Genomic DNA, 12576 nt, shown 5'->3' on the forward strand with positions numbered 1-12576 from the left:
CGATATGGCAGAACTGACCACATTGGCTCGTCCATACGCGAAGGCGGCTTTCGAGTACGCCCAGGCTCATCAGCAACTGGCCGACTGGTCCGCTGCTCTGGGTGTGCTGGCTGCAGTGTCGCGGGACGACACCGTGCGCCAGCTGCTCAAGGAGCCCCAGCTGACCGCGGCAGCCAAGGCTGACGCGCTGATCGACGTGTGTGGCGACAAGCTCAATGCTCCGGCCCAGAACTTCGTCCGGACTGTGGCTGAAAACAAGCGGCTCGACCTGCTGCCGACCATCTTCGTGATGTTCGAGCAGCTCAAGGCCGAGCAGGAAAAATTGGTCGAGGTCGAGGTCACCAGTGCCTTCGCCCTGGACCAGCAACAGCAGGACAAACTCGCCAAGGCTCTCAGCGCCCGGCTCAGTCGCGAAGTGCGACTTCATGCGTCGGAAGACGCGAGCCTGATCGGCGGCGTGGTGATCCGCGCCGGTGACTTGGTAATCGATGGCTCGGTGCGCGGCAAAATCGCGAAACTGGCCGAAGCGTTGAAATCTTGAGTTTGAAGGGGCAGCGGCATGCAGCAACTCAATCCTTCCGAAATTAGTGAAATCATCAAGGGCCGCATCGAGAAACTCGATGTAGCCTCGCAAGCGCGCAACGAAGGCACCATCGTCAGTGTTTCCGACGGCATCGTGCGCATCTTCGGTCTGGCCGACGTCATGTACGGCGAAATGATCGAGTTCCCGGGCGGCGTCTACGGTATGGCGCTGAACCTGGAGCAAGACTCTGTCGGTGCTGTGGTACTGGGTGAATACCAGGACCTCAAAGAAGGCATGAATGCCAAGTGCACCGGCCGCATCCTGGAAGTACCGGTTGGTCCGGAACTGCTGGGTCGCGTTGTCGACGCCCTGGGTAACCCGATCGATGGCAAAGGCCCGATCGATGCCAAGCTGACCGACGCAGTCGAGAAAGTGGCACCGGGCGTGATCTGGCGTAAGTCGGTAGACCAGCCGGTTCAGACCGGTTACAAGTCGGTCGACGCCATGATCCCGGTTGGCCGTGGCCAGCGCGAGCTGATCATCGGTGACCGTCAGATCGGTAAAACCGCTCTGGCCATCGACGCCATCATCAACCAGAAGAACAGCGGCATCCGCTGCGTCTACGTAGCCATTGGTCAGAAGCAATCGACCATCGCCAACGTCGTACGCAAGCTGGAAGAAAACGGCGCCCTGGCCAACACCATCGTGGTCGTTGCCAGTGCTTCGGAATCCGCCGCTCTGCAATACCTGGCTCCGTACTCCGGTTGCACCATGGGCGAATTCTTCCGCGATCGCGGTGAAGATGCCCTGATCGTGTACGACGACCTGTCCAAGCAGGCCGTGGCCTACCGCCAGATCTCCCTGCTGCTGCGCCGTCCGCCGGGCCGCGAAGCTTATCCGGGCGACGTGTTCTATCTCCACAGCCGTCTGCTGGAGCGCGCTTCCCGCGTTTCCGAAGAGTACGTAGAGAAGTTCACCAACGGCGAAGTGAAAGGCAAGACCGGTTCCCTGACCGCCCTGCCGATCATCGAAACCCAGGCTGGCGACGTATCTGCGTTCGTTCCGACCAACGTGATCTCCATCACCGACGGTCAGATCTTCCTGGAATCCGCCATGTTCAACTCGGGTATCCGTCCGGCCGTCAACGCCGGTATCTCGGTATCCCGTGTAGGTGGCGCGGCCCAGACCAAGATCATCAAGAAGCTGTCCGGCGGTATCCGTACCGCGCTGGCCCAGTACCGTGAACTGGCGGCCTTCGCCCAGTTCGCTTCGGACCTGGACGACGCGACTCGCAAGCAGCTGGAACATGGTCAGCGCGTTACCGAGCTGATGAAGCAGAAGCAATACGCGCCGATGTCCATCGCCGAGATGTCGCTGTCCCTGTATGCCGCCGAGCGTGGCTTCCTGCAGGACGTCGAGATCGCCAAGGTGGGCGCCTTCGAACAAGCGCTGATCGCCTACTTCCAACGTGAGAACGCCGCTCTGCTGGCGAAGATCAACGAGAAGGGTGACTTCAACGACGAAATCGACGCAGGCATCAAAGCCGGCATCGAGAAGTTCAAGGCCACCCAAACCTGGTAAGCCGCAGCGGGGGTCGCTAGCGGCCCCCGCCTGCTAAACCGATAGGTGTGAAATGGCAGGCGCAAAAGAGATTCGCAGCAAGATTGCGAGCATCAAAAGCACGCAAAAAATCACCAATGCCATGGAAAAGGTGGCGGTGAGCAAGATGCGCAAGGCACAAATGCGCATGGCGGCCGGCCGTCCCTACGCGGAGCGCATTCGCCAGGTGATCGGCCATCTGGCCAACGCCAACCCGGAATACCGTCACCCGTTCATGGTCGAGCGTGAAGTAAAGCGCGTCGGCTACATCGTGGTGAGCTCCGACCGTGGTCTGGCTGGCGGCCTGAACATCAACCTGTTCAAGGCTCTGGTCAAGGACATGAGCGGGCAGCGCGATCGTGGCGCGGAGATCGACCTCTGCGTGATCGGCTCCAAGGGTGCATCCTTCTTCAAGAGCTATGGCGGCAACGTGGTTGCGGCTATCAGCCACCTGGGCGAAGAGCCGTCGATCAATGATCTGATCGGCAGCGTCAAGGTCATGCTGGATGCCTACCTGGAAGGTCGTATCGATCGCCTGTACGTGGTTTCCAACAAGTTCGTCAACACCATGACCCAGAAGCCGACCGTGGAACAGCTGATTCCGCTGGTGGCCGAGGACAATGCCGAGCTGAAGCACCACTGGGACTACCTCTACGAACCCGACGCCAAGGCCCTCCTCGATGGCCTGCTGGTGCGCTACGTGGAATCCCAGGTGTACCAGGCCGTGGTTGAGAACAACGCCTGTGAGCAGGCGGCCCGGATGATTGCAATGAAGAACGCTACCGACAACGCCGGTGATCTGATCAGTGGTCTGCAACTGATCTACAACAAGGCACGTCAGGCGGCGATCACCCAGGAAATCTCGGAAATCGTCGGCGGCGCTGCCGCGGTGTAAGAACAGGTTCAAAATTCAGAGGAACCAGACATGAGTAGCGGACGTATCGTTCAAATCATCGGCGCCGTGATCGACGTGGAATTCCCGCGCGATGCCGTGCCGAGCATCTACGAGGCCCTGAAAGTTCAGGGCGTCGAAACCACCCTGGAAGTTCAGCAGCAGCTGGGCGACGGCGTGGTTCGTTCCATTGCGATGGGTTCCACCGAAGGCCTCAAGCGTGGCCTGAACGTGGAAAGCACCGGTGCAGCCATCTCCGTCCCGGTCGGCACCAAGACCCTGGGCCGTATCATGGACGTGCTGGGCAACCCGATCGACGAAGCCGGTCCCATCGGCGAAGAAGAGCGCTGGGGTATTCACCGCGACGCTCCGTCCTACGCTGACCAGGCTGGCGGCAACGACCTGCTGGAAACCGGCATCAAGGTTATCGACCTGGTCTGCCCGTTCGCCAAGGGCGGTAAAGTCGGTCTGTTCGGTGGTGCCGGTGTCGGCAAGACCGTAAACATGATGGAACTGATCCGTAACATCGCCATGGAGCACAGCGGTTACTCTGTGTTCGCGGGTGTGGGTGAGCGTACTCGTGAGGGTAACGACTTCTACCACGAGATGAAGGATTCCGGCGTACTGGACAAGGTAGCCCTGGTATACGGCCAGATGAACGAGCCGCCGGGCAACCGTCTGCGCGTTGCACTGACCGGCCTGACCATGGCCGAGAAGTTCCGTGACGAAGGCCGTGACGTACTGCTGTTCATCGACAACATCTACCGTTACACCCTCGCCGGTACCGAAGTATCCGCACTGCTGGGCCGTATGCCTTCCGCAGTAGGTTACCAGCCGACCCTGGCCGAAGAGATGGGCGTTCTGCAAGAGCGCATCACCTCCACCAAGAAAGGCTCGATCACCTCGATCCAGGCCGTCTACGTTCCCGCGGACGACCTGACCGACCCGAGCCCGGCGACCACCTTCGCCCACCTGGACGCCACCGTCGTACTGTCCCGTGACATCGCCTCGCTGGGTATCTACCCGGCCGTTGATCCGCTGGACTCGACTTCCCGTCAGCTGGACCCGCTGGTCATCGGCCAGGATCACTACGACACCGCTCGTGGCGTGCAGTACGTTCTGCAGCGCTACAAGGAGCTGAAGGACATCATCGCGATCCTGGGCATGGACGAACTGTCCGAGTCCGACAAGCTGCTGGTGGCCCGTGCTCGTAAGATCCAGCGCTTCCTGTCCCAGCCGTTCTTCGTGGCTGAAGTATTCACCGGCTCGCCGGGCAAATACGTCTCCCTGAAGGACACCATCGCTGGCTTCAAAGGCATCCTCAACGGCGACTACGATCACCTGCCCGAGCAGGCGTTCTACATGGTCGGCGGCATCGAAGAAGCCATCGAGAAAGCGAAGAAGCTGTAATCCGTGCGCCCGGCAACGGGCGCTTACGTGAGGCAAGGGTATGGCTATTACTGTCCACTGCGACATCGTCAGCGCCGAAGCGGAGATCTTCTCCGGTCTGGTCGAGCTGGTCGTAGCGCACGGCTCCCTGGGCGATCTGGGTATCGCTCCGGGCCACGCGCCGCTGATCACCGAGCTCAAGCCGGGTCCGATCCGCCTGGTGAAGCAGGGTGGCGAACAGGAGGTGTACTACATCTCCGGTGGCTTCCTCGAAGTACAGCCGAGCATGGTCAAGGTTCTCGCCGACACCGTGATTCGCGCAGGTGACCTCGACGAAGCGGCTGCCCAGACCGCACTGAAGGAAGCTGAGAAGGCTCTGCAAGGTAAAGGTGCAGAGTTCGACTACAGCTCCGCCGCAGCCCGCCTGGCCGAAGCCGCAGCGCAACTGCGCACGGTCCAGCAGGTTCGCAAGAAGTACGGCGGCTAAGCCGCGAAGTCCCCAGGGACTTCAGCGTCAAATAGGAAAAGGGTAGCCTTGGCTACCCTTTTTCTTTTTCTACACCCGGGGTTTCCCCGCTCACCAGGACGGTCCCTCACTCATGTCCCTCGAAATCGTCATTCTTGCCGCTGGCCAGGGTACCCGCATGCGCTCGGCCTTGCCCAAGGTCCTGCATCCGGTCGCTGGAAAACCGATGCTTGCCCACGTGATCGACACCGCCCGCGGCCTCGGCCCGTCGCGTATCCATGTGGTGATTGGCCATGGCGCCGACCTGGTGCGCGAGCGCCTGCAGGCGGATGACCTGAATTTCGTGATCCAGGAACGGCAGCTGGGCACCGGCCACGCCGTGGCGCAAGCCGCCCCGTTCCTGAGCGCGGACAATGCGCTGATCCTCTACGGCGATGTGCCGCTGATCGAACAGCCGACCCTCGAGCGCCTGATGGCCCAGGCCACGCCGGAGCAGCTGGCACTGCTGACCGTCGAGCTGGACGATCCGACTGGCTACGGCCGCATCATCCGTGGCGCCGATGGTGAGGTTCAGGCGATCGTCGAGCAGAAGGACGCCACCCCCGAGCAACGCACCATCCGCGAAGGCAACACCGGCATCCTCGCTGCGCCCCGTGAGCGCCTGCTGGGCTGGCTGTCGCGGCTGTCCAACTCCAACGCCCAGGGCGAGTACTACCTCACCGACGTCATTGCCATGGCAGTTGGCGACGGTCTGCGTGTGGCCACCGCCCAGCCCCAGGTGGCGATGGAGACCCAGGGGGCCAATGACCGCCTGCAGCTTTCCGAGCTGGAGCGCTTCTTCCAGCAGCGCGTGGCGCGCCGCCTGATGGCTCAGGGCGTGACCCTGATCGATCCGGCTCGCTTCGACGTACGGGGTGAAGTCAGTGTCGGCCGCGACGTGAGCATCGACGTCAACGTCATTCTCGAAGGCCAGGTGGAGATCGAGGACGACGTGCAGATCGGCCCCAACTGCTATATCAAGGACAGCACGCTGCGCCGCGGCGCCATCATCAAGGCCAACTCGCACCTCGAAGGCGCCCACGTCGGCCCCGACAGCGACGTCGGCCCGTTCGCTCGCCTGCGTCCGGGCAGCGTACTGGAGCGCAAGGTGCATGTGGGTAACTTCGTCGAGCTGAAGAACGCCCACCTGCAGGACGGCGTGAAGGTCGGTCACCTGACCTACCTGGGCGACAGCGAAGTCGGTGCGCGCACCAACATCGGCGCCGGCACCATCACCTGCAACTACGATGGCGCGAACAAGTGGCGCACCACCATTGGTGAGGATGTCTTCATCGGCTCCAACAATTCGCTGGTGGCGCCTGTGGATATCGGTGCCGGTGCCACGACTGGCGCGGGTTCCACCATCACCGCCGAGGTTCCGGCCGGCACCCTCGGCGTCGGTCGCGCCAAACAGCGGGTGATCGAAGGCTGGAAGCGCCCGGAAAAGATCAAGAAATCCTGATTCACAAGCCATAGCCCTGTGGGTAAGTTGTTATCCACAGGGTGGTTCGCTCGTTCCGTTATTCACAGGCCATCCCGAGAACCGCGGGGTGGCCCGTTCTTGCTGGAGTTTTCCCGGTCATGCTTGGCGTCGCCATCCTGATCTTTCTGATCACCGACCCGTTCGGCAACATCGCGGTGTTTCTCGCCGCCCTCAAGTCGGTCCCCGCCGAGCGCCGACTGAAAGTGGCACTGCGCGAGCTGCTGTTCGCTCTGGGCCTGCTGCTGCTGTTCCTCACCCTGGGCGAACACATCCTCACCGGGCTGGGTCTGTCCAAGGAAGCCACTGGCATCGCCGGCGGCATCATCCTCTTCGTGGTCGCCATGCGCCTGATCTTCCCTACGCCCCAGGGTGTACTGGGCGACATGCCGGACAACGAGCCGCTGTTCGTGCCGCTGGCCACCCCGGCGGTGGCGGGGCCGTCCGCGCTGGCGATGCTGATCACCCTGCGCAGCACCTACACTGGTCCCTTGTGGGAGCTGTATCTGGCGGTGATCCTTGCCTGGGCGGCGACCGCCTTCATCCTGATGCAGGCGGCCTTCCTCCAGCGCTTCCTCGGCCCACGCGGGTTGATGGCGGTGGAGCGCCTGGCCGGCATGCTGCTGATCATGCTCAGCGTGAACATGCTCCTGCAGAACGTGCGCAGCTTCCTGCACATCGCTGCCTGATGCTCCCCTCCTGAGAACCGCCATGATCCTGCGTGTCCTGACCTTCGCCTTGCTCACCACACTGCTCGCCGGCTGCGCCGACCAGGGCCTGCAGATCGATCGCGAGCATGTGTCGAGGAACCAGGACAGCCGTATCCAGTACGTCATTGTCCACTACACCTCGGCTGACCTGCCGCGCTCGCTGGCGCTGCTGACCCACGGCGAGGTGAGCGCGCACTACCTGATCGGCGACAACCCGGCGACCATCTACCAGCTGGTGGACGAGAACCGCCGTGCCTGGCACGCCGGCGCCAGCGAATGGCAGGGGCGTACCTGGCTCAATTCCACCTCCATCGGCATCGAATTGGTGAACCCCGGCTACCGCGATACCCCGAGCGGGAAGATCTGGTATTCCTACCCGGATGCGCAGATCGATGCGCTGATCGCCTTACTGCGAGATATCACCAGGCGCCAGGGCATCACGCCGGAACACATCCTCGGCCACAGCGATATCGCTCCGCAGCGCAAGGTCGACCCGGGTCCACTGTTTCCCTGGAAGAGGCTCGCCGAAGCCGGCCTGATCCCCTGGCCGAAACCGGGCGAGCTGGCACGCCACCTGACCGAGCTGAACGGCCAGTTGCCGGCTCCTGGCTGGTTCCAGCAGCAGCTGGCGCGCCACGGTTATGCGGTGCCGCTCGATGGGGTGATGGATGAGGAAACCCGCAACGTGATCGCGGCGTTCCAGATGCGCTTCCGCCCGGAGCGCTTCGACGGCGAGCCGGACCTGGAAACCGCCGCGCTGCTGCTGGCGGTACCGACCTCTTAAACCGGCAGCAGCAGGTAGAAACGCGAGCCCTTGCCCTGTTGCGAGCGCAGGGCGATGCGTCCGCCGTGCAGTTGCACGATTTCCCGGCATAGCGCCAGGCCAAGTCCTACACCGCCTTTCTTGCGGCCGACCTGTACGAAGGGTTCGAAGATACGCCCTTGCTGGCTGAGCGGGATGCCGTCGCCGCTGTCTTCCACGGCAATCGCCACGCGCTCTTCCTGGCAGCGCGCCTGCAGGCGAATGGTGCCGCCATCGGGGGTATGGCGCAGCGCGTTGCCGATCAAGTTGTCCAGCACTCGCTCGATCTGCGTACGGTCGATATTGATGGCCGGCAGATCCTCGGCGACCTCCAGGTCCAGCTCGATACGCTTGTCTTCGGCCGGTCCGATAAAGCGCTGGTGAGCCTGGCGCAGCAGGTCGCCGACATCGCAAAGCTGCAGTTCGAGCTTCTGGGTGCCGCTCTGGTAGCGGGAGAAATTCAGCAGGTCGTTGATCAGCCGCACCAGGCGGTGCATCTCTTCGTCGACGGTGCGCACCAGGTCGCGCTCGCGGGATTCCTCGGGAAACTTCAGGCGTTCGGCGAGCAGGCCGAAGGCCATGTGCATGCCGGTCATGGGGGTGCGCAGTTCGTGGGAAGCACGCAGTACGAAGTCGTTGCGCACGCGCTCGAAGGCTCGCTGTTCAGTGACGTCGCGCACCACCATTACCGCGCCGATGTTGCGCCCGTCGTCGTGACTGACCGGCGATATGCCCCAGGTCAGCAACCGGCTCTCGCCGCTCACCTCCACCACCAGGTCCTGCGGGGTTTCCTCCAGCAGGTTGCCGGTCAGGACGCGTTGCACGGCCTGGGCCAGCTCCGGGTTGTCGAGCATCGTGCCCAGTTCCTGGCCCTGCGGATCGCTGTGGGAGAACAGCTGGCGCGTGGCAACCGGATTGGCGTGTTCGATGCGGCCGTGGCGGTCGAGGATCACCAGGCCGTCGTCGATGCTGTCGAGCACCGCCAGCAGGCGCTTGCGGCCCGAACCCAGCGCCTCGGTGTTGCTCGCGCGGTAAAGCCGCAGGGCTTCAGCCATCAGGCCGAAGCGACGGCTCAGCGAGGACATTTCGGAGACGCCGGAAACCGGCAGGGTGACGTCGAATTCACCCTGGCCGATCTTGTCCGCGGCCTTGGCCAGCGTCTCGATCGGCGCACCGAAGCGGCGGGCAATGCTGTGGGCAGTGATGAAACCGACCACCAGGATGGCGATGCCGATGAGTCCGAGCAGGCCGCTGATCAGCAGGGTGCGGTCGCGAGCCGAGCGCTCGTCGGCGCTGATGTTCGCCATGGCACCCTGATGCAGCGCCAGCAGGCGGTTGCGCAGGACGTCGAGGGTGCGGCTGAGGTCGCTGTCCTCCAGCAGTTCCGGGCGCCCCGGGCCGGGCGTATCGGTCGCCTCGACGAACAGGCGGTGAGCATCGGCGATTTCTGTCATGGCCTGGCGCTCGCTGCCGGTCCGGGCCAGGGCCCGCCCCTGCTCGAGCGCCTGGGCGAAGTGCGTGCGGGCCTGTTCCAGGCGTTCCGGGCTGGGCCGCGCGCTGAGTACCTGCACCAGTTCGTCGCCCAGCGACTGGCGCAGGCGTTGACTGACCTCGATGGCGTCGAAGTTGCGCTGGATCAGCTGGGCCTGCTCGCGGCCGGTCAGTACCACGCTGAACAGCCCGAGCAGCAGCCCCAGCAGCGCTACCGTGATCAGCGCCGAGATGCTCAGGAAGAGTCTCGTGCGCAGCGTCATCGGGATCGGCAGGTTCACAGGCTGTACTGCTTGCGCTTGCGATAGAGGGTGGAAGCGTCAATCCCCAGGGTCTTGGCGGCCTGGTCGAGGGTAGCGCTGGAGGCCATCACGGCAGCGATGTGGGCTTTCTCCAGTTCTTCCAGGCTCATGGCCTCGCCGATGCGCGGCGCCGAGTTGGTGGTTTGTTCGCCGATAGAAAGCTGTTCGACACCGATAAGATCAAGATTGCAGATGATACTTGCACGTTCGATAACATTTCGCAGCTCTCGCACGTTCCCCGGCCAGTTGTAGCGGCGCAGCAACGCGCGGGCCTCGTCGGTGAAGCCGCGAGCCGGGCGGCCGTAGTCCTTCACGAAGCGGGCAAGGAAGCGCTCGGCCAGGCCGATAATGTCCTCGGCGCGTTCGCGCAGTGGCGGCAGATTCAGCACGATGACGTTCAGACGGTAGAGCAGGTCTTCGCGGAAAGTGCCTTGGGCGACCATGCCGGCGAGATCACGGTTGGTGGCCGCGAGGATGCGTACATCAGCGTTGCGGGTAACCGGATCGCCGATCCGCTCGTACTCCTTGTCCTGGATGAAGCGCAGCAGTTTCGGCTGCAGGATGAGGGGAAAATCGCCAATTTCGTCGAGGAACAGCGTGCCGCCATCCGCCTGGCTGATGCGTCCGAGGGTGTTCTCGGTAGCGCCGGTGAATGCACCGCGGCTGTGGCCGAACAGTTCGCTCTCCATCAGTTCGGCGGAAAGGGAAGGGCAGTTGATGGTCACGCAGGACTTCTTCGCCCGCTTGCTCCAGCCGTGTATGGCCCGAGCCAGCTCACCTTTGCCGGAGCCGGATTCGCCGAGGATGAGGATGTTGGCGTCGGTGGCGGCCACCTGGCGGGCCGTCTCCAGCACGGCAGCCATGGCCGGGCTGTGGGATTCGAGCACATCGCCCTGCTTGCGCATCTCGCCTTCCAGCGCCTCGATGCGCGCGGTGAGCTGGCGCACTTCCAACTGCTTGGCGGCGGCCAGGCGCAGCTGGTCGGGGCTGCAGGGCTTCACCAGGTAATCGGCGGCGCCGGCCTGCATGGCATCCACCGCCGTGTCCACAGCCGAATGCGCGGTGACTATCACCACGCGCATCCATGGCGCCTGCACGCGCATCTGCGCCAGCACATCCAGGCCGTTGTCGTCGCCCAGGCGCAGGTCGAGGAAGCACAGGTCGAACACCTGGCGCTGCAACAGGTTATCGGCCTGCTGTGCGCTGTTGGCGGTGGCCACGCTGTAGCCCTCGTCCTCCAGGCAGTAGCGGAACGAGCGCAGGATGGCGGACTCGTCATCGACCAGCAGGATCCGGCCTTGCTGTTCAGGCGTTGCGTCCATTCAGCGATTTCCTCGTTGTGTGATTCATTGTTGTAAGGGGTGTGATTTTTCTTAGTCCAGGGATTTTCGTGCAAGTTGCAAGAATCTTTCGGGTGCTTCGGGCAGGGTGCACAGCCCGGGTTATGCACAGACCATTCAACACATTGAATTACAAGAATTTTATCCACAAATCGCACTGGCACGGCGCTTGCGAATCCAATGCTGCACCATCGTTTGACGGAGACCCGCCATGCCTAACCCGAAGATCCTTGCCCTTGTCCTGGGTTCCGCGCTGCTGGCCCTGCAGCCGCTGGCCAGCCATGCCGCCGAGGCCGGGCTGACTGCGCAACTGGCCGAAGCGCGCCAGGAAGGTTCGATCTGGACGGCCATCAACCTCAACCGCGAACTCAAGCCCTACGCGATCAAGGTGGACGTGGAAAACGGCCGTGCGCAACTGACCGGCGCCGTGGCCAGTGAAGATCAGAAGGCGCTGGCCGGGCAGATTGCCGGTAGCGTCGAAGGCATCACGTCGGTGGATAACCAACTGGGCGTCGATGCTTCGCTGGCTGACGCACAGAAGGCCGACACCACCAAGGATCCAGGCGTGGTGCAGAAGTGGGACGACGCCACGCTGGCGGCGAAGGTGAAATCCAGGCTGCTGCTGGAGAAACGCGGCGAAGGTCTGGATATCAAGGTCACCAGCAAGTCCGGCGCGGTCACCCTCGAAGGCACGGTGATCAGCGAGGAGGCGAGCCAGCAGGCCGCCCACCTGGCGGCGCAGACCGAAGGTGTCAGCGCTGTGGATAACCGTCTGAAGGTCGACCCGGATGCGGCTTCCACGCAGGCATTCGAGAAGTCCGTCGGCGATGCCCAGGCCGCCGTGAGCGATGCCTGGATCACCAGCCAGATCAAGGCCGGCATCCTCTCCGCCCATGCCCTGCAGGGGCTGTCCATCGGCGTTTCCACCCGCGACGGCGTGGTGACCCTGAGTGGCCAGGTGCCCAATGCCGACGAGCGCCAGCAATTGATCGATTCCGCCCGCAAGACCCGTGGTGTGCGTGAGGTGGACGCCACTGCGCTGAAGGTGGCCGGCCAGGCCGCCTGACTCTTCCACCCTTCCTTTGCAGGAGTACCTGTCATGACTCGCACGACCAGTCAGCTCAATGAACTCATCGAGATTACCCGTGACGGCCAGCGCTTCTACCAGCACGCCATCCAGGAAGTGAAGGATGCCCGGCTGCAGCGGCTGTTCCAGTCCATGGCGCAGGCCAAGACCGACGTGATCAATGCCCTGGCCGGCAAGGTCGCCGCCAACCACGAGGACCCCGCCACCGGTGGCACGCTGCTGGGCAAACTGCGCCAGGTCTACGCCGACACCCGTGCGACCCTGGCCAGCGATGAAGGCGCCACCTATGTCGCCCAGCTGGAGGAAACCGAGGACCGCATCCTTCATGCCTTCGAGGACGCCCTGGAGAAAGGCACGCCGGAAACCCAGGCGCTGCTGCGCGCCGAACTGCCCAAGGTGCGGGCCTGCCACGACCAGATGAGCGAGCTGAAGCACTCGCTGAAGTGATGCCGTTCA

General features: G+C 63.3%; 12 protein-coding genes. 10 read left to right on the forward strand and 2 right to left on the reverse strand.

The genetic code is table 11. The features are described 5' to 3' along the window. Window positions 1–4: 4 nt before the first annotated feature. From UB43_RS18505 to UB43_RS18540, 8 genes are all read left to right on the forward strand, one after another. Window positions 5–541 (forward strand): F0F1 ATP synthase subunit delta, encoded by a 537-nt coding sequence (locus UB43_RS18505; RefSeq protein ID WP_045213782.1) that lies wholly within the window; start codon window positions 5–7, stop codon window positions 539–541. A gap of 18 nt (window positions 542–559) precedes the next feature. Further along, on the forward strand, window positions 560–2104 hold the full coding sequence (atpA, locus tag UB43_RS18510) for a F0F1 ATP synthase subunit alpha (protein ID WP_045213785.1): 1545 nt from the start codon (window positions 560–562) through the stop codon (window positions 2102–2104). 52 nt (window positions 2105–2156) lie between these two features. Beyond that, on the forward strand, window positions 2157–3017 hold the full coding sequence (atpG, locus tag UB43_RS18515; RefSeq protein ID WP_017518839.1) for a F0F1 ATP synthase subunit gamma: 861 nt from the start codon (window positions 2157–2159) through the stop codon (window positions 3015–3017). A 30-nt stretch (window positions 3018–3047) separates the two neighbouring features. After that, entirely contained in the window at window positions 3048–4424 is a 1377-nt protein-coding gene (gene atpD, locus UB43_RS18520; protein ID WP_045213787.1) for a F0F1 ATP synthase subunit beta, read from the forward strand. A 40-nt stretch (window positions 4425–4464) separates the two neighbouring features. Next, window positions 4465–4890, forward strand: coding sequence for a F0F1 ATP synthase subunit epsilon (locus UB43_RS18525; protein WP_045213789.1), 426 nt, complete (start codon window positions 4465–4467; stop codon window positions 4888–4890). Between the two features lie 112 nt (window positions 4891–5002). Beyond that, complete coding sequence (gene glmU / locus UB43_RS18530) at window positions 5003–6370, forward strand: bifunctional UDP-N-acetylglucosamine diphosphorylase/glucosamine-1-phosphate N-acetyltransferase GlmU (protein ID WP_045213791.1); 1368 nt, start codon at window positions 5003–5005, stop codon at window positions 6368–6370. A 119-nt stretch (window positions 6371–6489) separates the two neighbouring features. Continuing rightward, window positions 6490–7077, forward strand: a complete 588-nt coding sequence (locus UB43_RS18535) for a MarC family protein (protein ID WP_017518835.1) — start codon at window positions 6490–6492, stop codon at window positions 7075–7077. A 22-nt stretch (window positions 7078–7099) separates the two neighbouring features. Beyond that, on the forward strand, window positions 7100–7882 hold the full coding sequence (locus UB43_RS18540) for an N-acetylmuramoyl-L-alanine amidase (RefSeq protein ID WP_045213793.1): 783 nt from the start codon (window positions 7100–7102) through the stop codon (window positions 7880–7882). On the opposite strand, the gene UB43_RS18545 is transcribed toward UB43_RS18540, so the two are convergent. Both UB43_RS18545 and algB read right to left on the reverse strand, forming a co-directional pair. Then, a complete protein-coding gene (locus UB43_RS18545) occupies window positions 7879–9666 on the reverse strand; it encodes a KinB sensor domain-containing domain (protein WP_045214210.1) in 1788 nt (595 codons plus the stop codon). The two genes, UB43_RS18540 and UB43_RS18545, sit on opposite strands and share 4 nt — an antisense overlap. Before the next feature lie 2 nt (window positions 9667–9668). After that, window positions 9669–11015, reverse strand: a complete 1347-nt coding sequence (gene algB, locus UB43_RS18550) for a sigma-54-dependent response regulator transcription factor AlgB (RefSeq protein ID WP_045213796.1) — start codon at window positions 11013–11015, stop codon at window positions 9669–9671. A 229-nt stretch (window positions 11016–11244) separates the two neighbouring features. Here algB and UB43_RS18555 point away from each other — a divergent pair, with 229 nt between their 5' ends. Both UB43_RS18555 and UB43_RS18560 read left to right on the forward strand, forming a co-directional pair. After that, window positions 11245–12099 (forward strand): BON domain-containing protein, encoded by an 855-nt coding sequence (locus UB43_RS18555; protein ID WP_045213800.1) that lies wholly within the window; start codon window positions 11245–11247, stop codon window positions 12097–12099. Window positions 12100–12132: 33 nt separating this feature from the next. Beyond that, the gene (locus UB43_RS18560) at window positions 12133–12567 is read left to right on the forward strand and encodes a PA2169 family four-helix-bundle protein (protein ID WP_045213802.1); all 435 of its coding nucleotides are present in this window, start codon (window positions 12133–12135) and stop codon (window positions 12565–12567) included. The last annotated feature ends 9 nt before the right edge of the window (window positions 12568–12576 follow it).

This window comes from Pseudomonas sp. 21, from assembly GCF_000955805.1.
Classification (GTDB): domain Bacteria; phylum Pseudomonadota; class Gammaproteobacteria; order Pseudomonadales; family Pseudomonadaceae; genus Pseudomonas.

Bases quoted from the DNA above. Each gene is read 5' to 3' on its own strand.
- UB43_RS18505 (WP_045213782.1), top strand. From the start codon at position 5: ATGGCAGAACTGACCACATTGGCTCGTCCATACGCGAAGGCGGCTTTC.
- atpA (WP_045213785.1), top strand. From the start codon at position 560: ATGCAGCAACTCAATCCTTCCGAAATTAGTGAAATCATCAAGGGCCGC.
- atpG (WP_017518839.1), top strand. From the start codon at position 2,157: ATGGCAGGCGCAAAAGAGATTCGCAGCAAGATTGCGAGCATCAAAAGC.
- atpD (WP_045213787.1), top strand. From the start codon at position 3,048: ATGAGTAGCGGACGTATCGTTCAAATCATCGGCGCCGTGATCGACGTG.
- UB43_RS18525 (WP_045213789.1), top strand. From the start codon at position 4,465: ATGGCTATTACTGTCCACTGCGACATCGTCAGCGCCGAAGCGGAGATC.
- glmU (WP_045213791.1), top strand. From the start codon at position 5,003: ATGTCCCTCGAAATCGTCATTCTTGCCGCTGGCCAGGGTACCCGCATG.
- UB43_RS18535 (WP_017518835.1), top strand. From the start codon at position 6,490: ATGCTTGGCGTCGCCATCCTGATCTTTCTGATCACCGACCCGTTCGGC.
- UB43_RS18540 (WP_045213793.1), top strand. From the start codon at position 7,100: ATGATCCTGCGTGTCCTGACCTTCGCCTTGCTCACCACACTGCTCGCC.
- algB (WP_045213796.1), bottom strand. From the start codon at position 11,015: ATGGACGCAACGCCTGAACAGCAAGGCCGGATCCTGCTGGTCGATGAC.
- UB43_RS18555 (WP_045213800.1), top strand. From the start codon at position 11,245: ATGCCTAACCCGAAGATCCTTGCCCTTGTCCTGGGTTCCGCGCTGCTG.
- UB43_RS18560 (WP_045213802.1), top strand. From the start codon at position 12,133: ATGACTCGCACGACCAGTCAGCTCAATGAACTCATCGAGATTACCCGT.